Genomic DNA, 22,204 nt, shown 5'->3' with positions numbered 1-22,204 from the left:
GGTAAGGATATGGCTGCCCGAATGTATCTCATTAGGTCTGAGAAGAGATACATCCGGGCTTTTTTACGAAAGGAGAAGATATCATGAAACGAAACCAGGCCTTCCGCACCTTCTGTCGCTATATTTCCTGTAATGTCCTGGGGATGATCGGATTGTCCTGCTATATTCTGGCGGATACCTATTTTGTCGCCAAGGCAATGGGCAGCAATGGTCTTGCGGCGCTGAATTTCGCCATTCCCGCATATACAGCACTGACCGCTGCCGGCCTGCTGCTGGGCGTAGGCGGTGCAACACGTGCAACCATCCTGCGCTCCCGAAAGTGCGATACAGATGCCAGCGCTGTTTTCCCCAATATTCTCGGCACTGGACTTGTCCTGAGCCTGGCGTTTGCCGCAGTGGGTATCTTCGGTGCACCAGCCGTTTCCCAACTGCTGGGTGCAAATGGAGAAACACTGCCCCTGACGATCCCCTACCTACGAATCCTCATGCTGTACGCCCCGGCATTTCTGACAAATCAGATCCTGCTGGCATTTGTGCGGAACGACAGCAATCCCCAGCTCGCCATGATATCCATGCTTGCCGGCAGTTTTACCAATATTATCTTGGACTATGTATTCATGTTCCCTCTGCAAATGGGCATGGTGGGTGCGGCAGTTGCCACAGGCTTCTCCCCTGTCGTAGGACTTTGTGTCCTTTCCCTGCACTTTTTCCGTAAAAACCGTACTCTGCGCTTTATTCGCTGTTCCATCCGTCCGAAAGAGATATTTCGTTCCATCCAGCTTGGCATTTCCGCATGGCTCACGGAAATTTCCTCTGGCATTGTCCTGACCGTGTTTAACCTGGTCATTCTGCGTATTTCCGGCAATACTGGTGTTGCCGCATACGGAATTGTCGCCAATATTGCATTGGTAGAAACCGCTATATATAATGGCATCGCCCAGGGTTTACAGCCTCTGGTCAGCCGTGCCCACGGTGCTGATGAACAGCATACATTAAAGCAATACCGCCGGGACGCATTGATTCTGGCGTGCATTGTTGCCGCTTTGTTGTATGCAGCAGTATTTGCATGGTCTGATCCCCTGATTGCCCTTTTCAACACAGAGGGCAATGCTGCCCTGATACCATACGCACGGGATGGACTGCGCCTATATTTTCCAGGCTTCTTTTTCGGCGGTATCAATATCATTTTTGCCGCATATCTCAGCGCCTCAGAACGTCCCACAGACGGCTTCTGGATCTCCATGACCAGAGGCTGCCTTGCCATTCTGCCCCTGGTACTACTGCTTTCCTGGTACTTCGGCATGACCGGCGTCTGGTTGGCGTTTCCGTGCTGTGAGGCGGTTACGCTTGGGCTGACCACATTTTTCCTGTTTCATAGAAAACGTAAATCTATCTAAAAAAGCGAACACATGCCAACCACAAATTCAGCATGTGTTCGCTTTTTTATTCTACACGTCCAGTTTTTTCTCCACCTCCAGAATAATGTCACTCATTTTTACATTTAATGCTGTGGCAATCCGGTATAGTGTTTCCAACGTCGGCTTTCTCTCCCCACGCTCAATGGCACTGAGATGCGTTCGGCCAATATCTGCCAGGCCGCTAAGCACCTCCTGGGAAACACCCTTGCGCTTCCGAAATTCTGCAACGACTTCTCCGACAATCACTGGATCTAAAGTTCCATGGTACAAATTATCACCCCTATGTTATCATATACTCTGATGCACATTTTGACGAATACATATGTTGACATTTTGGAGCAAGTATGCTATAATAAACACGGTAAAATTTACAACTACATCAGAATGCATTGTTTTCTGTACTGCAATGCAAAATAGAATGGAGGAACTATTACTTGAAACCGCAAGAAAATGAAGAAATTACAATTGATATCATGGAACTGCTCCGGGTGTTTCTGCACCGCATTCCGCTGATCCTCGCAGCAGCAATATTGTGCGGCAGCATAGGGTTCGGATATGCTTCGTTTTTTCTACCGAAGGAATATACTTCCAGCACATATATGTATGTCAAGAATAATAACCAGGAAAAGGAGGCCATTGACCAGCAGGATCTGGCTGCATCCAAATCCTTGATCGACACCTATATTGTTATTCTGCAAAATCACGTGGTAGTACGTGAGGTTGGGAACCATCTCATGGAACAGTACGGCGAAACACAGGTCAGTTCCTGCTTTTCTGTCACAGATGGTGCTATTTCTCCAGATGAACTGAAAAACTGTGTCACCATGCAATCAGACGGAAATACAGAGGTATTGAAAATTTCTGCAACCACAAAAGACCCAGAAATTTCCGCTGCCATCTGCGATATCTATGCAGAAGTAGCACCATCGTTTTTGATACGCATTGTTGGTGCTGGCTCTGTTGAAATCATTGGTGCTGCTGAAATATCCGCTGCACCGTCTGCACCGGATATTCCAAAAATCACACTGATCGCTGCATTCTGCGGCTTTGCCCTCACATGTATCGTGATTTTTTTATTCCATTTTCTGGATACGCATGTCCGATCAGAGACAGACTTTCAACAACTTGATGTTCCCTATCTGGGCGAGATTCCAAACATCCTGGATACCCCAAGAAAAAAGCAACGGTATCGTGCAGCAATCACAGGCGACACAGATCGAATCGCACTGCATAACACACTTCCCTTTCATATTGTTGAAGCCTATCGTGCCATTCGCAACAATCTGACTTTTTCCTTAGCAACAAAATCTCATCGCATTCTTGCGGTCACAAGTGCCAATGCTTCAGAGGGGAAAAGCACCGTTCTGGCAAATCTAGCATATATCCAGGCAATGACAGAAAAAAAGGTGCTGCTGATAGATGCCGATCTGCGCAGACCTGTTCAGCATCAGTATTTGAAACTAACAAATACCCTTGGTCTATCGGAAGTGCTGGCACGGACATGTTCTTTTGACGAAGCAATCCATCGAAATGTCGCTCCAAATCTGGATGTACTCACTGCCGGAACCTGTCCTCCGAACCCGTCGGAATTGCTTTCCTCTTCTATTATGGGGCAGCTGCTGTCACAGGCAGAACAGGATTATGATTATGTCATGCTGGATGCACCCCCAGTGAACGTGGTCAGCGACATACTGGGACTCTCTTCAGAGATCGGCGGCATCATCCTGATAGCGAAATACGGCTTTACCACAAGAGATGATGTCCGTGATGCACTGCGGAATATTTCTATGACCGATACATCGGTATTGGGAATTGTAATGAATCATGTGAAATGTCCGTCATCCGGTTATGGATCCGGGAAATACAAAAAATACAGCTGCTATAATTCCTATGATAATGCAAAGGAATCAAAAGAAACAGCGGCGAAAGTTATGGAGGAAGTTCATTGAACATTGATTTTCACAGCCATATTCTACCTCACATGGACGATGGTTCAGAATCTCTGGAAATGTCTCTGGCAATGCTGCGTGCTGAACAGGAACAAAATGTCGAACGTGTGATCTTGACACCGCACTTTTACCGAAGCCATGAAACCATCGACAACTTTTTGCAACGCCGTAAAAATGCGGTAAGACAGCTGCTCTATGCCAAAACGGACATAAAACTGCCGGAACTGATTCTGGGAGCTGAAGTTGCTATGACAAAAGACCTGCGCTACGAATCACTGCTCCCTTTGTGCATTGAAAATACCAATACCCTGCTTCTGGAATTACCTTATACAGCTATGAATTATAACTGTATGCAGGATCTCCTTGCCGTTCTCCAAAAAAATGAAGTGCAGATCGTACTAGCACACGTGGAACGCTACCGGCAACTCTGGGGCGCAAAATGCTGGGAAAAAGTTATGGCACTGCCAGTGTATAAACAAATCAGCTGCGGTGCGCTTCTTTCCGACAACCTGTTCCAACGTCGCCGTATGCTCCGATGGATCGCAAACGAACAAGTACACCTCCTGGGAACAGACGCCCACAACTGCACACTTCGCCCTGTCAATATGGCACATGCTCTGGAGTTTCTGGAAAAGAAAGGGTTGGGCAGTCACACGAAAAAAATGATGAAATACGCAGAACAGCTAAGCATGCCTTTCAATAAAGGGTGAGCGGAAAGTTCACAGAGCATTCCTTGACTTTTCTTGTGCATATGCTATAATTGCATAAGATGATAAGGAGGAATTGTATGATACAGCTCATTGCTACCGACATGGACGGCACGCTTTTAAATCCGGAAAAGAAACTGCCGCAACAACTGCCAGCGTTACTGGAAGAATTATATCACCGGGATATCACCTTCGCTGTTGCAAGCGGACGGTCGCATATGGCACTGACTTCACTGTTCGGAGAACTGGCAGAGGAAATCATTTTCATCTGTGACAATGGTGCATGCGTCATGTATCCCCACGAAGCACCGCTGCTCCACAGCTTGCCCAGCGCAACCGTACATCGTGTACTGGATTTATGTCAGACATTGCCCGGCACAGTTCCGGTGCTCTGCGGCTTTCACAACATCTATTATCCTGCCGATGCAAATGATGCTATGCAGGAAGAGATCAAGCGGTTTTATCTCCAGTTCAAAAAAGTTGCCTATGAAACGCTTTATACTGTGGATGAACCGATCCTGAAAATTGCCCTTTGCAATATGAACGGACCGGAGCAAGAGACATATCCAGCCATGCAGAACGCATTCGGAGATGACTATGAATTACTCATTTCCGGCGATTGCTGGATGGACATTATGCGTAAAGGCATTACCAAAGGCGCAGCTGTCACAGCATTGCAGGAGCGGTTTGGCATTACAGCAGCGGAAACCATGACCTTCGGGGATTATGACAACGATATTTCTATGCTGAAATGCGCAGAATTCAGTTATGCCATGGAAAATGCACCAGAACGGGTGCGTGCACATGCAAAACACCTTGCACCACCCAACACAGAAAATGGCGTGGTACGTGTGATCTGCGAAACTCTGGGGATACACCTGGATGATATTTAAAGACAACACCGCACAAAGAACACCTGATGACTTTGTTCGTCATATACTTGCATATTTTGCAAAAAACTATTTACAAAGCGACAGAAGTATGGTATAATGTCTTTGACGATCTCGTACATTTTTGTATTGGATTGTCATAGATTGATTCATCTGGACATACGAAAGGAGTTTCTCAAATGGAAGCTTATATGCCGTTTCTGATTTGGGGCGGATTGCTTGTCTTGACAGTGGTGGCAGAGATCATCAGCCAGCAGCTCATCAGCATCTGGTTTGCCGCAGGCGCACTTGCTGCATTTGTGGCAGCCTGCTTTGGCGCATCCCCTGTGGTACAGTGTGTACTCTTTGTTGCCGTCTCTGTATTGCTTCTGGTATGTACACGCCCAATTGTGAAAAAGGTCTTCACTTTTGGCATCAAGGACACAAACACTCAGGAAATCGGACGCATTGCTGTGGTGATCCAGCCCATTGATCCCATCAAAGGCACCGGGCGTGTCCGTCTGGACGGCGTAGACTGGATCGCAGTTTCTCAAAATGGTGCAGTAATCCCGGAACAGACCAGCGTCCGCATTGAAGCGGTGGAAGGCACAAAGTTGTTTGTCAGCCAACTGCCCGAATCTGCCGCAGTCGTAACCAATCACACATGATTTGACAGAATTGTATGAAAAAGGAGAAATATTATGCCCTACATCATTATCTTAATTTTGGTTATCTTTATTCTTCTGGTACTTATCACCAGAATCCGTATTGTGCCCCAGGCAAACGTCTACGTTGTAGAACGTCTCGGTGCGTTCTACAAGGCATGGGGAACTGGTATCCATTTCCTGGTCCCGTTTCTTGACCGGGTGGCAAAACGTGTTTCTATCAAGGAACAGGTGGTGGACTTCAAACCCCAGGCAGTTATCACAAAAGATAATGTTACCATGCAGATCGACACTGTTGTGTTCTTTCAGATCACAAACGCTGTACAATTTGCATACGGTGTGGAGCATCCCATTGCTGCCATTGAAAATTTGACTGCTACAACGCTTCGTAACATCATTGGTGAACTGGAACTGGATGCCACACTAACTTCCCGTGATCTGATCAACACCAGAATCACGGAGACTTTGGATCTGGCAACAGATCGCTGGGGTATCAAGGTCATTCGTGTGGAACTGAAAAATATCCTGCCCCCCAATGAGATCCGTGACGCCATGGAAAAACAGATGAAGGCTGAACGTGAAAAGCGTGAAAAGATCCTCCGTGCACAGGGTGAACGGGAATATCAGGTTACAGTTGCTCAGGGTGAAAAGGAAGCCAAGATCCTCCGTGCAGAAGCTGACAAGCAGACTGCGATCCTCAAGGCAGAAGCTGACAAAGAAGCCGTGATCCTGCGAGGCGAGGCAATCAAGGAACAGAAAATGCGTATTGCCGTGGGTGAAGCCCAGGCAATCGAATTGGTACAAAAAGCACTGGCAGACAGCCTTGTGAAGCTGAACGAAGCAAATCCTAACGAGGCTGTACTGAAGTTGAAATCTCTGGAAGCTTTCGAAAAGGCAGCAGACGGAAAGGCAACGAAGATCATTATCCCCAGCGAGATCCAGGGGCTGGCAGGATTGGCAACCGGTCTGAAGGAGGTCATCTCCACAAAGGATATTGAGGGCGATACACCTGCTGCGCCCAAGCAATGATCATCTCAAAAACCCAATTTCAATTTGTCTAAAAAAGGCGGCTTTGTGCCGTCTTTTTTTGTGGAAAGAAACGATTTTTGCAGAATCATCATTCTTCATTCCGATTCTCTTGCAATTCGGTCATAATTTGTTGTATAATGATAATCAGAGTCTAAACATGTCATTGAAGAGGTAGTGTCATCATGATATTTTCCAGATTATTCTTTCTTTATCTGTTTTTCACCATCTGTTTCCTCTGCTATTTTGCCACCAAAAAAACAGCCTATCGCAATGCAGTTCTCATTGTCTTTTCCCTGCTGTTTTACGCTTGGGGTGAGCCATCCTTTTTATGGCTGATATTACTCAGTGCGCTGGTCAATTTCATCCTGGGACGTGCCATTGATCATTTCCAGGACCGCACCCAAGGAAAACTGTTTCTGGCGCTGGGACTGGTGCTCAATCTGGGCGTATTGGTGGGATTCAAATACACTGGCTTTGTGATCGAAAACTTGAACCAATGGTTCTCTTTGTCCATTCCCGTACCAAATCTGCCGCTGCCTTTGGGCATCAGCTTCTTTACCTTCCGCATCGTCTCCTATCTCATTGACTGCGCCTGGGGCAAAGTAAAAGCAGAACGCAATTTCTTTACATTTCTGCTCTATACATCCTTTTTCCCCATTACTGTCTCCGGACCTATTGCCCGTTATGAGACCATGCAGAATGACCTGCATCACCGCACCATTTCTGCGGATGATCTCAGTAACGGTTTCGGCAGAATTGCCATTGGACTCGGCAAAAAAGTCATTCTGGCGGACAATCTCTCTGGCATCGTAGAACAATTTCTGGGGGATAATATCACAACCCAGACCACACTTGGTGTCTGGTACGGTGTGATTCTCTTTGCGCTGCAAATGTACTTCGACTTCTCCGGCTATTCTGACATTGCCATTGGTATCGCCCGGATCTTTGGATTCCATCTGGAGGAAAACTTCCGCCATCCTTTCCTGTGCAAAGATATCACCGAATTCTGGCAGAGATGGCATATCTCTCTGGGCACGTTTTTCCGTGACTATCTGCTCTATGTCCCCATTTTCGGCAAACGGCGCAAGATCGGCGGTCTGCTTCTGGTATGGTTCTGCACCGGCTTGTGGCATGGTGCAAGCTGGAACTACATCGTCTGGGGTATTTATTACGGACTGTTTATCATGATGGAAATGGGCATTGGCAAAAAGGGTATGAAAAAGATTCCTGCTGTAATTCGTCACATCTGCAATAAGCTGATCATCGTCGTAGGATTCGGTATTTTCTACTGCACTGGCAGCCTGACCCGACTGGGGGATCTGTTCCTGGCAATGGCAGGACAAAATGGAACAGGTATGACAGACGCTGTACTCATCACGTCTGTCCGCAGTAATCTCTTCCTACTGATCGCTGCACTGCTCTGCTGTTTCCCACTGCTGGAACTGCCGAAAAAATGGATGAAACAGAATCCAGGTGTCAACTTAGCATTCTCTGTGACAGGAACCATTCTGGCGGCAGGACTGCTGATCGTCAGCAGCATATTGATGGTAGACGCCACCAATATGCCGTTCCTGTATACCAAATTCTGATGAAAGGAGTGCACCGAAATGGCAAATACACAGAAGCCCCAGAACGATTCTCAAGGGGACAATTTTGATCTGGATGCCGCTCTGGAAGAAAAATTCCAGGAAGTGCAGCAAGATCTGAATCGCTTTCGTGCTATGAACGAAAAACCGCTTCAACCTGCAATCCAACCGGAACCGCAGCTTGTCCTGGAAACAGAACCGAAACCCATATCTACCGAGCCTGTCCCACCGGATGAACCCGATGACGATTCCTATCCCCAGTTTGACATCGCAGAAGAAATGGAACAGCAAACAGAAACAGAATCTGTTTCTGATACGGAAACAAAAGAATCTGCAAAGGAACGAAAAGCACGCCACAAGCTGCGGCGGCAGATCCTCATTACCAACCGGATCGGCGCAGTTGTACGAATTTTCGCTCTGGGCTCGATTCTTTTCGGCGGCTCCATTTTCCTGATGGTAGGTGCACGTCCCACGGAATCTGCCGAGGAAAATCGCAAACTTGCGGAATTTCCGGAATTTTCCTGGGAATCCTTGAAAGACGGTTCCTATACAGCAGATATCATGACCTACTATGAGGATACTGTTCCGGGAAGAAGCTTCTTCAAGCACCTCATTAGCCAGCTAGAAAGCTATAAGGGCTTGCAAGGAGAAGATCAGGTAACATTCTATGGGAATGTCAAGCAAATCAATGCTTCTGCAAAAGAGGACACGCAGGAAATAGATACTCCGGCAGAAACAACTATCCCCGTGGCAAGCGATGCAACAGAACTGACTACCACCACAGCTGTTACCACAAAACTCCCCGAAGCAGACCCTGTTGAGATCGGTGATGGAATTGTTTTGGTGGACAAACGGGCACTGAGTGTTTATGGCGGTAGTTTTTCCCGTGGAGAATCCTACGCAGCCTGCCTCAACACATACAAAAATGCATTGGGCGAAAATGTCAATGTCTATTCCCTGGTTGCACCTACAGCAGTTTCCTTTTACCTGCCGGATTCCTATTCCGGCTACACCGGAAGCGAACCGGATAATATCGAACACATCAACGAGCATCTCCAGGATGTCACACCAGTCGATGCTTATTCCGTACTGGCGCAACACACTAGTGAAGACATTTATGCACGGACAGATCATCATTGGCTGCCATTGGGTGCGTATTATGCGGCAAGTGCCTTTGCAAAAACGGCAAAAGTGCCTTTTGCTGACCTGTCTGACTACACGGAAACAACACTTCCCGGTTATCTTGGCAGCATGTACACCTTTACCAAGAGTGCTGTTTTACAGGAAAATCCAGAGAATTTCACCTATTACACTCCTACGAACCGCTACACTACAACATACTATGACACAAATTTCACCAACGAACGGGATGGCAATCTCATGATCAATCTGGATAATGTGGAACCGGTCAGCTGGTATCTGGTATTCATGGGCGGTGACGAAAAGATCACCCATGTCAAGACAGATGCCACCAATAACCGTACCCTTGTCATTGTGAAAGACAGCTATGGCAATGCCCTTGTCCCCTATCTGACCCAATCTTTCACTGATATCTATGTCATTGACATGCGGTATTTCGATCTGAATGCTGTTTCCTTTATGCAGCAGGTAGGCGCAACCGATGTGCTTTTTGCGATGAACACTTTCAGCGCTACCGGCGGCAACAGCGAATGCCTGGAAACCATCCGAACGCAGTAACGAAAGGCTTTTTCATGAAAGAATTACAATATCCCTTTGACAGCAGCTTTTTGCTGAAAAAACGGCGCAAAATCAAAAGAGTCTTGCTGGAAGACGGTACCCAGCGCATAGAAAAGCGCATCGCCGTCCTGGGAGGTTCTACAACCAATGACATTGTGGCTATGCTGGAGCTGTTTCTTCTGGATAACGGCATTGCGCCGGTGTTTTACCAGTCGGAATATGCCCAATACTGGCAGGATGCCATGTTTGATGCACCGGAACTGAAAGCATTTCAGCCAGATCTGATCTTCATTCATACCACTTCACGCAACATCACTGAAGCACCTCTGCCTCTGTCTGCTTCTGCTCAAGAAGTCAAGGATGCCCTGGAACGGCAGACCAGTCATTTCACTCAGATGTGGAAACATCTCACCGAGACCTATCACTGTCCCATTATCCAGAACAATTTTGAGATGCCAGCCACACGACTTATAGGACATCGAGATGTTTGGGACTGTCATGGCATGGTGTGGTTTGTCAATGAACTGAACCGCAGCTTTGCCCAATATGCAGCCGAACACAACGATTTTTATATACATGACATCCACTATCTTTCTGCATGTTACGGACTGGATGCATGGCATGATGCCACCTATTGGTATCTGTACAAATACGCCATGACCCTACAGGCGATCCCGGAGTTTGCCTACAGCCTGGCACGGATTATTCGTTCTATCTACGGAAAAAACAAAAAGGTATTGGCACTGGATCTGGATAATACCTTATGGGGCGGCGTGATCGGCGATGATGGGCAGGAGGGTATTGCCATTGGTCAGGAAACTGCCGAAGCAGAGGCATATGCCGAAGTACAGGAATACTGCAAGGCGCAAAAACAATTAGGTGTATTGCTGACCGTCTGCTCCAAAAACGAGCCAGAAAATGCCCGGCTGGGACTCACCCATCCTGACTCCGTTCTGCACGAGGAGGATTTTGTGGCAATTCAGGCGAACTGGAAACCAAAAGACCACAACCTGATACAGACTGCACAGGAACTGAATCTGCTGCCGGAAAGCTTCGTCTTTGTGGATGACAACCCAGCAGAACGGGACATTGTATCCGCACAAATCCCGGGCATTGCTGTCCCGGAATTTGATTCACCGGCAGAGTGCATCCGTGTTCTCGACCGTTCCGGCTATTTCGAAACCACCACATTTTCAGCGACAGATGCCAACCGGAGTGAAATGTATCGTGCCAATGCCCAGCGTGCCCAGATGCAGCAGACATATGCCAACTATACGGATTATCTGCTGGGACTGGAAATGCACGCAGAGATTCGGGATTTTACGCCGGTGACTCTGCCCCGCATTGTGCAGCTGACCAACAAAAGCAATCAATTTAATCTGACCACACGACGGTATACCCAGAGTGAAATGGAACAAGTTGCCGCCGACCCCAACCGCATCCGTCTCTACGGACGGCTTCGGGATAAATTCGGGGACAACGGCATTGTTTCTGTAGTGATCGGTGAGATTGCAGGAGACACCCTGCATATTGAATTATGGCTCATGAGCTGCCGGGTACTGAAACGAGACATGGAGCTTGCCATGCTGGACGAGCTTGTGGCACAATGCAAACAACATGGCATCCGCAGGATCAACGGCTACTATTATCAAACAACAAAAAATGCCATGGTACGGGAACTGTTCGGCACATTCGGCTTCACGAAAACAGAACAGTTCGAAAACGGCGACAGCACCTGGACGATGGACATCAGCACATATGAAATCCGGAATCACGTGATCCGGGTCAATGAAAAGGAGTATCAAGAAACATGACACATGAAGAAATCATGGCAAAACTGAACGAGATTTTTCAGGACGTCTTTGATGACGATTCTTTGGTCATCACCGACCAAACCACTGCAAATGACATTGATGATTGGGACAGCCTGGAACACATCAATCTCATTGAAGCAGTAGAAAAAGAATTCGGCATAAAGTTCCGAATGCAGGAAGTATCCAGTATGAAGAATGTGGGAGAAATGGCAGAAATCGTTTCTGAACGTGCCACTGGAGAGCCAAAAAAGAAAAAGCGAGGATTTTTCCACAGATAAAGCAAATATAAACGCCGCTGTACGAAGCATTTTCGTACAGCGGCGTTTTCATATAACGACATGTTATTTTTTTGTAATCATTCCCTGCAACGCCTGAACCATTTCCAAGTCATCGGCTGTCACACGCATGTTCGTGCAAAGATTTTTGCCGTCGGAAGTAGTGAGCTGTATCTCAATCACACTTCCCTCATCAATTGCCCCTGCTGCTGCGGAGAAAAACATAGGCACTTTCGGGTGATTCTGCCGAAACCGCTCGAACAGAGACTTCATCTATATCATCATTTTGGGATTCATCATAGAAATACGCCTCCATTTCTCATGAAATTATGCACGCATCTGCTGCTTGACTTCTTCAAATTCATCCTGCACTTCCTGTTCCGGCGCAGCAGTCAGCAGAGAAACAATCACGATTGCTGCCAGAGCCACTAAGAATGCAGGCAGCAGCTCATAGATATTCCACACACCGCCCAAAGGACGAACCAGGAACTTCCATACAAATACCATCACTCCGCCGGCAACCAGACCAGTCAGTGCACCCCATTTGTTGGAACGTTTCCAGAACAATGCTGTCAGCATAACCGGACCAAAGGTAGCGCCGAAGCCAGCCCATGCAAAGGAAACGATCTGGAATACGGAGCTGTCCGGATTCCATGCGATAACCACCGACAAAGCTGCAATGACCAGCAATACCACACGTGCCGCCAGCATGGAAGCCTTTGCGGAGAGATTCACACGAAATACACCTCGCAACAAATTCTCAGACATACTGGATGAAGCCGCCAGCAACTGGGAATCAGAAGTGGACATGGTACATGCCAGAATGCCTGCAAAGATCAATCCAGCAAAAAGTGCAATAACAATGCCATTTTCGCTCATGAGAGTGGCAATTTTGATGACAACTGTCTCTGCCTGAGAACTACCCTCCAGCTGTGCAATATCACCGTGTGCACTCAGTGTGTTGCCGATCAGACCAATGAGGATGGCAACACCCATGGAGATCACCACCCAGATGGAAGCGATCCGACGGGAAGTTTTGATCTTTCGAGTATCCTCAATTGCCATAAACCGCAGCAAAATGTGCGGCATACCGAAGTAACCGAGACCCCATGCCAGCGTGGAAACGATCGACAGGAATCCATAATTACTAGATGAACCGGTAGCTGCATCGTGCAGTTTCGTCAAAGACAAATACCCAGAAAGAGACTTAGCGTTTTCTACAACAGCATCCAGACCTCCGGCAGTGCTGACACCAAATACAACAAGGAGCAGCAACGCAATCGTCATGACAATGCTCTGGATCAGATCTGTAGTACTTGCCGCCAGAAAACCTCCGATGCTAGTGTAAATGATAATGATTACCGCACTCAAAACCATGGCAATGTGATAATCAATGCCGAAAAGGGATTGAAACAGTTTTCCGCAGGCAGCAAAGCCTGATGCAGTATAAGGCACAAAGAAAACCAAAATAATAACAGCAGCAATTCCCATAAGGATATGCCTGTCATCCCGATAGCGATTGGAGAAAAAGTCCGGAATGGTGATAGAATTGCGGCAAGTGTGAGAGTAAATGCGAAGCCGCTTTGCAACAATAAGCCAGTTGAGATATGTACCGATTGCCAGACCAATGGCAGTCCAACCGGCATCGGCAATACCACTCAGATATGCCACGCCCGGCAATCCCATAAGCAGCCAACTGCTCATGTCCGAGGCCTCCGCACTCATTGCAGTGACAAGTGGCCCTAGCTTTCTGCCGCCCAGGTAAAAATCACCGACGTTATTGTTCTTCTTGGAGCAGAACACGCCAATCGCAACCATCATGATGAGGTATGCCACAATGGTGATCAGGATACAAACCAGATTCGATTCCATACAATTTTTTGATATGACCCATTGGAAATATCGGATCATATGCCTCCTTTCCAAAATAATCCACGTAAAAAACGTAGTTTGCTTTAGTATAACATAAATTTCTCTGAAAATAAACAAAAAAATGTGAATTCTATCATGGTAAAATAAAAAAATGCGGTACATTACCGCATTTTCAAAAAGCACCTATACTTTTGCATACCAGGAAAGATCATGAATATTCGCAGACATACCACAAACACGGCAATGTGCCGAGCGTTTGGGGAATGATACTATACGGAATTGCATAGAAATTCCATCGAATACCAGCAGCTTTCTCACAAGTAAAGAATCCATTCCCAGGAGATATTTCACCGTTTCCATTGCCTGAATAGAGCCAATGACGCCAGCAGTCATACCAATCACCGGTATAGGCGACGGCGGCGGATCTTCCGGCAAATCGTCAAAAATACAGCGATAACAAGGACCTTCAAAGGGAACGTATGTCATGACCTGTCCGCCGAACCCGGTAATGCCGCCGTGTACAAAAGGCTTCTTCCCCAGCACACAAGCATCATTGATGAGAAACTTATTTTTCAACTGATCGGATGCATCCACCACAAAATCATAGTGCTCTATCAATTGCAGAATATTTGTTTCATCGGCAAAATACGGATATACCTCAACCCGAATATGCGGATTGAGTCCTGACAAGGTTTCCGCTGCAGATTCCGCCTTTTTCCTGCCGATGCGGCTTTGATTATGGAGAATCTGCCGCTGCAAATTTGACAGTTCCACCCGGTCTCCGTCTGCAATGCCGATAGTTCCCACGCCTGCCGCAGCCAGATACAAGGCAACCGGACTGCCGAGACCGCCTGCCCCAATGACCAGTACCCGGCTCTGTGCCAATTTTTCCTGACCGCTTATGCCGATCTCCGGCATTTGTATCTGCCGGGAATACCGCTGCAATTCCTCAGGTAGCAACATCTGATCTCTCCTTTAAAATTCCGCCCGGATGCCAGTGAGATCCTTAATAACCTCTCCTGCAAGGATCAGCCCTGCCACAGATGGCACAAAGGCATTGCTGCCGGGCACCTGACGGCGATGAGGATCTTGGGCATTGCATCCCTGGGGCGTAATTGGTTTTTCCTTAGAATAGACCACTTTTAACTTTGGGATTCCACGTTTTTTCAGTTCATGACGCATGACCTTTGCCAAAGGGCAAACTGATGTCTTAAAAATATCCGTCACCTCAAATGCGGTCGGGTCGACCTTATTCCCAGCACCCATAGAACTGATGATAGGTGTACCGCAGCGATACGCCTGGTCTGCCAACTCCAGCTTTCCTGTTACCGTGTCAATGGCATCTACCACATAATCATACTGGTAAAAATCAAACTGTTCCGCCGTTTCCGGCATATAGAACAAGCGATAAGTCTTCACCTGACAATCCGGATGGATCTGACGAATCCTTTCCTTGGCCGCATCTACTTTATATTGTCCGATAGTCTCATGGGTGGCAATGATCTGGCGGTTCAAATTGGACAGGCACACCTGGTCATTGTCAATGAGATCCAAAGCGCCAATGCCACTGCGTGCCAATGCCTCCACCACATAACCGCCCACGCCGCCGATACCGAACACCGCCACACGAGATGCAGCAAGGGTTTTCATAGCATCTGCGCCGAAAAGCAATTCCGTCCTTGAAAATGTCTCCACCTGATAATTCTCTCCTATCCTGATATGCAGATCACATTGTGTCCTGATGGGCATTGCGCACCATCTCTGCCTCTTTATTATGGCAACACCGCACAAAGAATATCTTGCAACCTTACCTTATATCTATTACAGTATATTTTATCAACAATTATCATTTTTAATACTTTGCAAAAAGTTTTCCCAGAGCAGGTACATTCTCCGCCACTGCATCCGCATGATACGCTTCCATTTCTCCCGCTGGTGCATAACCATATTCCACGCCAATGCAGGGAATGCCGCATGCATGTGCACCGATGAGATCATGTTTCCGGTCGCCTACCATAACCACATGAAGCGGTTCTTGTTCCGGGAGTCCCAGGCGGCGCAGTGCCAAACGAATGATATCTTCCTTTGTCTCGCCTTCCTGATGAATATCGCTTCCGGCAATGACCTGGAAATATTCCGTCAAGTGAAAATGCTCCAGAATTTGCAGCGTATACACCTCAGGCTTAGAAGTTGCCACAGCCAAGATATAACCATCTTGCTTTAATTTGCCCAGTAATTCCGGGATGCCGCTATACACGGCATTTTCAAACATGCCGATCCTGGAAAACCGCACACGATACTGTTCCACCGCAAATGCCGCCTGTTCTGGTGACATACCACAGAATTCCTGAAAGGAAGTCAGCAGCGGCGGTCCCACAAAGGGATACAGCTTCGTCTCATCCGGTTCCGGCATACCGCATTGTTCCAGAGCATATTGTACACAACGCAGGATACCTTCTCGGGAATCCGTCAGAGTTCCGTCCAGATCAAACAGAATATGAGTGCAGGTGTTTGGTACAAAGCCCATACCTCAGCCTCCCAGTGCGATCATTCGATCAATACAAAGACGTGCTTTTGCAATCGTACGACCGTCTAGATCGATCTCCGTTCCCTCACCGTCTTTCAGAATATGATACACGTCCATGAGCGTCGTTGCCTTCATATTCTCACAGATCAGCTTCTTCGCCAATGGATAGAATCGCTTTTCCGGACAGGCATTCTGCAATGTCTCCGCTATGCTGATTTCTGTACCAATGATGAACTCCTTTGCAGAAGATTCCATTGCATACTGAACAATACCGGAGGTAGAGCCGATATAGTCCGCCTGTTCACAGACAGCCGGACGGCACTCGGGATGTACCAGCAACAGCGCATCCGGGTGTGCCTTCTTTGCCGCTTGGACATCCTTTGCAGTGACAGCTGCATGAATAGGACATCCACCCTGGAGCAATTTGATGTTTTTTTCCGGCAACTGTGCCTGGACATAAGCTCCAAGATTGCAATCAGGAATAAATAAAATCTTATCATTATTCAACTGAGACACAATTTTCACTGCTGAAGAAGAGGTCACGCAGACATCGCAAATGGTTTTCAGTTCCGCTGTTGTGTTGATATAAGCAACTACTGTATAATCCGGGTGCTTCATTTTTACTGCATGGATCAGTTCCTTGTCCATCTGCTCCGCCATAGGACAACCGGCAACTGGGCTAGACAGATAGACATTCTTTTCCGGCGACAGAATCTTCACTGTCTCTGCCATAAAGCGTACACCGCACATGAGAATATTTTTCTGCGGCGTATTCTTCGCCTTGACGCTAAGCGCATAGGAATCTCCTGTAAAGTCCGCAATTTCCAGAATGTCGCTGGTCTGATAACTGTGCGCCAGAATACAGAAATCACGTTCTTTTTTCAAGCGAAGAATTTCCTCTTGAATCTCTCGAATTTTCATAGTCTCAATCCCTTTCCGGCTTGAGCTGCTCTGCCAAGCCGCAATTTTATATCCACTTTTCATATATCTTTTTTCAAAGATCATCCTGAAGGGATCAGGTTTCAGAGAAAAAGTTATACTTAGTTTAGTATAACATGGTACAGTCAAGTTGTCAAGAATTTCACAAAAAATATGCGTAGAGCATAATTCCCAGAAGCCAAAAACCCGGTGGAGATACAAAATTGTATTTCCACCGGGTTTTTCATGCTATTAGAAATGTGCTCACGTATCGCTGTCCAACTTCAACACGCTCATGAATGCCTCCTGGGGCACTTCTACAGAACCAAGCTGACGCATGCGCTTTTTGCCTTCCTTCTGCTTTTCCAGCAACTTTTTCTTTCGGGTAATATCGCCGCCGTAGCACTTTGCAAGTACATCCTTGCGCATTGCCTTGATGGTCTCTCTGGCGATGATCTTACCGCCAATGGCAGCCTGTACCGGGACTTCAAAGAGTTGGCGGGGTATGTTCTCTTTCAGCTTCTCTACGATCTTTCTGCCGCGCTCATATGCCTTGTCTGCATGAATGATAAAGGACAGGGCATCCACGATCTCACCGTTCAGCAGCACATCCAGCTTCACCAGCTTCGATGCCATATAATCGCTCAGCTCATAGTCAAAGGACGCATACCCTCTTGTACGAGATTTCAGTACGTCAAAGAAATCATAGACAATTTCATTCAGGGGCAGTGTGTAGTGCAAAGATACACGGGTATCATCCAGATACTGCATATTCTCAAAGACACCGCGTCGGTTCTGACACAATTCCATGACATTGCCCACAAAATCCGACGGCGTCAGGATCTCTGCCTTTACCATAGGTTCTTCCGCCATCTGGATCACAGCCGGATCCGGATAATTGGTCGGGTTGTCGATATACTGCACCTCGCCGTTTGTCAAAGTGACACGATAAATAACCGACGGCGCTGTGGTAATGAGATCCAAGTTGTATTCTCGTTCCAGGCGTTCCTGGATGATCTCCATGTGCAGCAATCCCAAGAAACCGCACCGAAATCCGAAGCCCAGAGCAATGGAAGTTTCCGGTTCAAAAGACAGAGACGCATCGTTGAGCTGTAATTTCTCCAATGCCTCCCGGAGATCCCCATAGCGTGCACCATCCGCCGGATAAATACCGGAGAATACCATAGGATTGACTTTCCGGTATCCCGGCAGAGGTTCTGCACAAGGTCGGTCAGCATGCGTCACAGTATCACCCACTTGGGTGTCCCCAATGCTCTTGATGGATGCAGACAGATAACCAACTTCACCTGCACAGAGCTGCCCGTCATTGACCAGAGTATTCGTAGTCATATAGCCGGCTTCTACAACTGTAAACTCTGCACCTGTTGCCATAAGCCGGATGGTATCACCCACTCTGACAGTTCCCTGTTTCACACGCACATAAATGACAACACCCTTATAAGCATCGTAATAGCTGTCAAAGATCAATGCCTGCAAAGGTGCATCCGAATCACCCTTTGGCGCAGGGATCTCGGTCACGATCTGTTCCATAACAGCTTCAATGTTGATACCTGCCTTTGCAGAGATCCGGGGTGCATCCATTGCAGGAATACCGATGACAGTTTCGATTTCCTCACAGACACGCTCAGGATCTGCTGCCGGCAGGTCAATTTTATTGATAACTGGCACAACTTCCAGATCATGCTCAATGGCAAGGTAAGTATTCGCCAGAGTCTGTGCCTCAATGCCCTGAGAAGCATCAACCACCAGAATAGCACCTTCACAAGCGGCAAGACTCCGGGAAACCTCATAGTTGAAGTCCACATGACCCGGCGTATCGATCAGATTAAAGACATAGGTCTCGCCGTCCTTGGCACGATAGTTCAGACGTACGGCACGTGCCTTGATGGTAATACCTCGTTCCCGTTCGATATCCATATTATCCAGGATCTGATCCTCCATATCCCGTTTGGCAACAGTATATGTCTGCTCCAGAATCCGGTCTGCAAGGGTAGATTTTCCATGGTCAATATGGGCAATAATACAAAAATTGCGAATATGATCCATCATAAAAGCGTTCTTCCTCTCTACACTCATTTCTTTTTCAGAACTTGTTCTCATTATTCATCAAGAAAATCTGTCATAAAAAGAACCGCCGCAGCGCCTGGACTCCAGCGGTGGTTGTCATCTATGATAATATTATATCCTGTCCGGGCAAAAAAGTCAAGAACCAATTGTACAGATTCTCTGAAGCATCCGCATTTCTGAAAACGCCATCAAAACGAGTACAAAAAATTGTCTTGTACTTTTATTTTAGAATTGTATCTTTTAGATCTGTCGTTTTTTCTGTATAATAAAGCTAACGTGATATTGCAATACACAAAGCAGGCTTGAAATGGTGACAAAACAGACCGACATGCAGATAAAACAGAGACAATCACAAATCCAAAAACAAGATAATGAGACAGGAGTAATTTGAATGACTGGTAATATTGCTTTTATGTTTTTATGCACGATTCTGGTGTTTCTCATGACACCGGGACTGGCATTTTTTTACGGCGGTATGGTGCGCAGAAAAAATGCGCTGAATACCATGCTGTTTTGCTTTGCCATGTTCGGTATCGGCATGGTACTCTGGATTTTGGTCGGCTATTCTCTCAGCTTCGGAGAAGATCACCTTAGTATCATTGGTGACCTGAAGCATCTGTTCCTCCGGGATGTCTCTTTTGAAGCCGGTGAAAACGGAGAAACGCCGGAAATTTTGCTTGCTATGTTCAATATGATGTTTGCAGTGATCTCACCTGCCATCATCCTGGGTGCATTGGCAGAGCGCATGAAATTTTCCAAAATGATGGTTTTTGTTATCATTTGGTCGTTTCTGGTCTATTATCCCCTGGCGCACATGGCGTGGGGCGGCGGACTGCTGGAAATGATCGACTCCATTGATTTTGCAGGCGGAAACGTTATCCATATCAGCACCGGCGTTTCTGGTCTGGTGGCATGTCTGTTTCTGGGCAAACGAAAGGGCTATGGTGCAATGTCCTACCATCCACACAATATTCCCCTGTTTCTGCTGGGAGCAGCCATTCTATGGGCTGGCTGGTTCGGATTCAACTGCGGCTGTGCCGGTGCTGCCAACAAAACCGCACTGCTTGCATTCTGTAACACCGCCCTTTCCTCCGCCACAAGTATGCTTGTCTGGATGGGAATTGAGATTCTGGTACAGAAAAAATGTACCGTCATGGGTGCAGTGACCGGCGGCATTGTTGGTCTGGTGGGCATTACCCCCGGTGCAGGCTATGTGCCGCTCTGGTCTGCACTGATCATCGGTGCAACTACCGCACCCATCTGCTATCTGGCAATTTCGAAAGTCAAGAAGAAGTTCGGTTATGACGATGCACTGGATGCATTCGGCTGCCACGGTGTGGGCGGCATCTGGGGCGGCATTGTCACCGGGATCTTCGCTACAAAGGAAGTAAACGATGCAGTGCCTCACGAGGGCTTGCTCTACGGAGACTACCGGTTGTTTCTGGCACAGATCGGCGCCATTGCCATCTCCATTGCAGTGTCAGTTGTCATGACATCTCTGATTCTGCTTGTTCTGAAAAAATGCGGCGGCATCCGGGTATCTGATATGGAAGAAGCACAGGGATTGGATCTCATTGAACATGGCGAGCGTGCCTATCCTGCCTTTAACGGTCTGGACTAACGAGGTGACATTGTATGAAAAAAATTGAAGTAATTTTTCGTCCGGAAAAGCTAGAGCCTTTGAAAGAAAAGCTACTGGAAGCCGGAATTCAGGGCGTGACGATTTTTCAGGTAAGCGGCTGCGGCAACCAGCATGGCTGGATCGCCTATCACCGGGGCAATGAGGTAATGATGAACACCCTGCCAAAGGTATACCTGATGACTGTTGTGAGAGATGATGAAGTAGAGCATACTTTGCACCTCATAAAAGAAATCGTCTACACTGGCAATGTTGGTGACGGCAAAATATTTATCTCTACGGTGGATGAATGTATCCGCATCCGCACCGATGAAACCGGAGATACAGCACTGTAAATAGATCGAAAAAATAAACATCCCCGGCAAGGCCGTAATGTCATTAAGCTAAGAAAAAACAAAACAGTCACATCAGGATCAGAAATGATCTTGTGACTGTTTTTATGAATATACTATAATTTTTCGAAAAAGGTATTGACAAAAATCAAAAAATGTGCGGCGCAGCCAATCAGATATACACATCTGATTGGAGGACTTTATCATGCAGAATTATTGTAATACTGTCAAGAACAAGCTTATTGAGATTATTCACAAAATGGAGAAAATGAGCATTCCGCTCTCATAAGTATGGCAAAAAATGTTGGATATGATTCGATTATCGTTGCTGACAGAGGTTACGAAGCATACAACACTATTGCTCAACTTGAAAACAACGACTTAAAATATGTGATACGCATCAAGACGAATGCAGGAATCGCGCAGAAATTCAATATTCCTCCTGATGAAGAAGCGGACTTTACTGCTGATATTTTGCTTACGCGAAGACAAACTAACGAAGTTAAGTCTAATTCCGATCTTTATAGATTTCTGAACTCAAGCGTTGTTTTCGACTTTCTTTCTAAGGGTTCAAAAGACACATATCCCCTTAAATTCAGAATTGTTAAAATAAAAATTTCCGAAGGTAATTATGAAACTCTTGTTACTAATCCCTGGGATGATGAATTTTCTGCTGAGGATATCAAACACATCTACAAGCTGCGCTGGGGTATTGAAACCTCATTCAGAGAACTGAAGTATCATATCGGTCTTATTGCTTTTCATTCTAAGGACACGCTGAATAAAAGCGATAGTTGAAAAAAACCGCACCAATCATT

Annotated in this window: 20 protein-coding genes and 1 pseudogene; 13 read left to right on the top strand and 8 right to left on the bottom strand. The window is 46.8% G+C overall.

Features of this window, described 5'->3' with window-relative positions; all coding sequences use genetic code 11:
- Positions 1-83: 83 nt before the first annotated feature.
- Complete coding sequence (locus QZ375_RS06235; RefSeq protein ID WP_295216898.1) at positions 84-1,397, top strand: MATE family efflux transporter; 1,314 nt, start codon at positions 84-86, stop codon at positions 1,395-1,397.
- 51 nt (positions 1,398-1,448) lie between these two features.
- Here the strand turns inward: QZ375_RS06235 and QZ375_RS06230 are convergent, their stop codons facing one another.
- Positions 1,449-1,688 (bottom strand): helix-turn-helix transcriptional regulator, encoded by a 240-nt coding sequence (locus QZ375_RS06230; protein WP_295216895.1) that lies wholly within the window; start codon positions 1,686-1,688, stop codon positions 1,449-1,451.
- Positions 1,689-1,852: 164 nt separating this feature from the next.
- Between QZ375_RS06230 and QZ375_RS06225 the strand changes: the two genes are divergently transcribed.
- From QZ375_RS06225 to QZ375_RS06185, 9 genes are all read left to right on the top strand, one after another.
- Positions 1,853-3,367, top strand: coding sequence for a polysaccharide biosynthesis tyrosine autokinase (locus QZ375_RS06225; RefSeq protein WP_295216893.1), 1,515 nt, complete (start codon positions 1,853-1,855; stop codon positions 3,365-3,367).
- Positions 3,364-4,077 carry a CpsB/CapC family capsule biosynthesis tyrosine phosphatase gene (locus QZ375_RS06220; protein WP_295216890.1) on the top strand — a complete coding sequence of 238 codons (714 nt, stop codon included), beginning with the start codon at positions 3,364-3,366 and terminating at the stop codon, positions 4,075-4,077. Before QZ375_RS06225 ends, QZ375_RS06220 begins: the two co-directional genes overlap by 4 nt.
- Before the next feature lie 77 nt (positions 4,078-4,154).
- A complete protein-coding gene (locus QZ375_RS06215; protein WP_295216887.1) occupies positions 4,155-4,967 on the top strand; it encodes an HAD family hydrolase in 813 nt (270 codons plus the stop codon).
- Between the two features lie 176 nt (positions 4,968-5,143).
- Positions 5,144-5,611 carry an NfeD family protein gene (locus QZ375_RS06210; RefSeq protein ID WP_295216884.1) on the top strand — a complete coding sequence of 156 codons (468 nt, stop codon included), beginning with the start codon at positions 5,144-5,146 and terminating at the stop codon, positions 5,609-5,611.
- Positions 5,612-5,644: 33 nt separating this feature from the next.
- Positions 5,645-6,637, top strand: a complete 993-nt coding sequence (locus QZ375_RS06205; protein WP_295216881.1) for an SPFH domain-containing protein — start codon at positions 5,645-5,647, stop codon at positions 6,635-6,637.
- 182 nt (positions 6,638-6,819) lie between these two features.
- A complete protein-coding gene (locus tag QZ375_RS06200; protein ID WP_295216878.1) occupies positions 6,820-8,226 on the top strand; it encodes an MBOAT family O-acyltransferase in 1,407 nt (468 codons plus the stop codon).
- An 18-nt stretch (positions 8,227-8,244) separates the two neighbouring features.
- Entirely contained in the window at positions 8,245-9,921 is a 1,677-nt protein-coding gene (locus QZ375_RS06195) for a DHHW family protein (protein ID WP_295216875.1), read from the top strand.
- A 14-nt stretch (positions 9,922-9,935) separates the two neighbouring features.
- Positions 9,936-11,735, top strand: a complete 1,800-nt coding sequence (locus tag QZ375_RS06190) for an HAD-IIIC family phosphatase (protein ID WP_295216872.1) — start codon at positions 9,936-9,938, stop codon at positions 11,733-11,735.
- Complete coding sequence (locus tag QZ375_RS06185; protein ID WP_295216869.1) at positions 11,732-12,013, top strand: acyl carrier protein; 282 nt, start codon at positions 11,732-11,734, stop codon at positions 12,011-12,013. The genes QZ375_RS06190 and QZ375_RS06185 overlap by 4 nt, the downstream gene beginning before the upstream one ends.
- A 63-nt stretch (positions 12,014-12,076) precedes the next feature.
- Here the strand turns inward: QZ375_RS06185 and QZ375_RS06180 are convergent, their stop codons facing one another.
- The 7 genes from QZ375_RS06180 to lepA form a co-directional block, all read right to left on the bottom strand.
- On the bottom strand, positions 12,077-12,283 hold the full coding sequence (locus QZ375_RS06180) for a hypothetical protein (RefSeq protein WP_295216866.1): 207 nt from the start codon (positions 12,281-12,283) through the stop codon (positions 12,077-12,079).
- A 54-nt stretch (positions 12,284-12,337) separates the two neighbouring features.
- Positions 12,338-13,882 carry a sodium/proline symporter PutP gene (gene putP / locus QZ375_RS06175; RefSeq protein ID WP_365728495.1) on the bottom strand — a complete coding sequence of 515 codons (1,545 nt, stop codon included), beginning with the start codon at positions 13,880-13,882 and terminating at the stop codon, positions 12,338-12,340.
- A gap of 183 nt (positions 13,883-14,065) precedes the next feature.
- Complete coding sequence (locus QZ375_RS06170; protein WP_295216859.1) at positions 14,066-14,845, bottom strand: HesA/MoeB/ThiF family protein; 780 nt, start codon at positions 14,843-14,845, stop codon at positions 14,066-14,068.
- Between the two features lie 12 nt (positions 14,846-14,857).
- Positions 14,858-15,577 (bottom strand): tRNA threonylcarbamoyladenosine dehydratase, encoded by a 720-nt coding sequence (locus QZ375_RS06165; protein ID WP_295216856.1) that lies wholly within the window; start codon positions 15,575-15,577, stop codon positions 14,858-14,860.
- Between the two features lie 157 nt (positions 15,578-15,734).
- Positions 15,735-16,409: an HAD hydrolase-like protein gene (locus QZ375_RS06160; protein WP_295216853.1), complete on the bottom strand. Its 675-nt coding sequence runs from the start codon at positions 16,407-16,409 to the stop codon at positions 15,735-15,737.
- Positions 16,410-16,412: 3 nt separating this feature from the next.
- Positions 16,413-17,330, bottom strand: coding sequence for a quinolinate synthase NadA (gene nadA, locus QZ375_RS06155; RefSeq protein ID WP_295216850.1), 918 nt, complete (start codon positions 17,328-17,330; stop codon positions 16,413-16,415).
- A 261-nt stretch (positions 17,331-17,591) separates the two neighbouring features.
- Positions 17,592-19,394 carry a translation elongation factor 4 gene (gene lepA, locus QZ375_RS06150; protein ID WP_295216976.1) on the bottom strand — a complete coding sequence of 601 codons (1,803 nt, stop codon included), beginning with the start codon at positions 19,392-19,394 and terminating at the stop codon, positions 17,592-17,594.
- Between the two features lie 412 nt (positions 19,395-19,806).
- On the opposite strand from lepA, the gene QZ375_RS06145 reads away from it, so the two are divergent.
- From QZ375_RS06145 to QZ375_RS06135, 3 genes and pseudogenes are all read left to right on the top strand, one after another.
- The gene (locus tag QZ375_RS06145; protein WP_295216845.1) at positions 19,807-21,036 is read left to right on the top strand and encodes an ammonium transporter; all 1,230 of its coding nucleotides are present in this window, start codon (positions 19,807-19,809) and stop codon (positions 21,034-21,036) included.
- A gap of 14 nt (positions 21,037-21,050) precedes the next feature.
- On the top strand, positions 21,051-21,389 hold the full coding sequence (locus tag QZ375_RS06140; RefSeq protein ID WP_295216843.1) for a P-II family nitrogen regulator: 339 nt from the start codon (positions 21,051-21,053) through the stop codon (positions 21,387-21,389).
- Between the two features lie 276 nt (positions 21,390-21,665).
- A pseudogene (locus tag QZ375_RS06135) lies at positions 21,666-22,184 on the top strand (transposase); the annotation flags it as partial.
- Between the last annotated feature and the right edge of the window lie 20 nt (positions 22,185-22,204).

The sequence above is a fragment of the Ruminococcus sp. genome, assembly GCF_019417665.1.
Classification (GTDB): domain Bacteria; phylum Bacillota; class Clostridia; order Oscillospirales; family Ruminococcaceae; genus Ruminococcus_C.
Note: the sequence above shows the minus strand (reverse complement) of the source record. Positions and strands in the feature narration are given on the sequence as shown.

Coding starts and splice junctions, on each gene's coding strand:
- QZ375_RS06235 (WP_295216898.1), top strand. CDS start 84: ATGAAACGAAACCAGGCCTTCCGCACCTTCTGTCGCTATATTTCCTGT.
- QZ375_RS06215 (WP_295216887.1), top strand. CDS start 4,155: ATGATACAGCTCATTGCTACCGACATGGACGGCACGCTTTTAAATCCG.
- QZ375_RS06210 (WP_295216884.1), top strand. CDS start 5,144: ATGGAAGCTTATATGCCGTTTCTGATTTGGGGCGGATTGCTTGTCTTG.
- QZ375_RS06205 (WP_295216881.1), top strand. CDS start 5,645: ATGCCCTACATCATTATCTTAATTTTGGTTATCTTTATTCTTCTGGTA.
- QZ375_RS06200 (WP_295216878.1), top strand. CDS start 6,820: ATGATATTTTCCAGATTATTCTTTCTTTATCTGTTTTTCACCATCTGT.
- QZ375_RS06195 (WP_295216875.1), top strand. CDS start 8,245: ATGGCAAATACACAGAAGCCCCAGAACGATTCTCAAGGGGACAATTTT.
- QZ375_RS06190 (WP_295216872.1), top strand. CDS start 9,936: ATGAAAGAATTACAATATCCCTTTGACAGCAGCTTTTTGCTGAAAAAA.
- QZ375_RS06185 (WP_295216869.1), top strand. CDS start 11,732: ATGACACATGAAGAAATCATGGCAAAACTGAACGAGATTTTTCAGGAC.
- QZ375_RS06180 (WP_295216866.1), bottom strand. CDS start 12,283: ATGAAGTCTCTGTTCGAGCGGTTTCGGCAGAATCACCCGAAAGTGCCT.
- putP (WP_365728495.1), bottom strand. CDS start 13,882: ATGGAATCGAATCTGGTTTGTATCCTGATCACCATTGTGGCATACCTC.
- QZ375_RS06170 (WP_295216859.1), bottom strand. CDS start 14,845: ATGTTGCTACCTGAGGAATTGCAGCGGTATTCCCGGCAGATACAAATG.
- QZ375_RS06160 (WP_295216853.1), bottom strand. CDS start 16,409: ATGGGCTTTGTACCAAACACCTGCACTCATATTCTGTTTGATCTGGAC.
- nadA (WP_295216850.1), bottom strand. CDS start 17,330: ATGAAAATTCGAGAGATTCAAGAGGAAATTCTTCGCTTGAAAAAAGAA.
- lepA (WP_295216976.1), bottom strand. CDS start 19,394: ATGGATCATATTCGCAATTTTTGTATTATTGCCCATATTGACCATGGA.
- QZ375_RS06145 (WP_295216845.1), top strand. CDS start 19,807: ATGACTGGTAATATTGCTTTTATGTTTTTATGCACGATTCTGGTGTTT.
- QZ375_RS06140 (WP_295216843.1), top strand. CDS start 21,051: ATGAAAAAAATTGAAGTAATTTTTCGTCCGGAAAAGCTAGAGCCTTTG.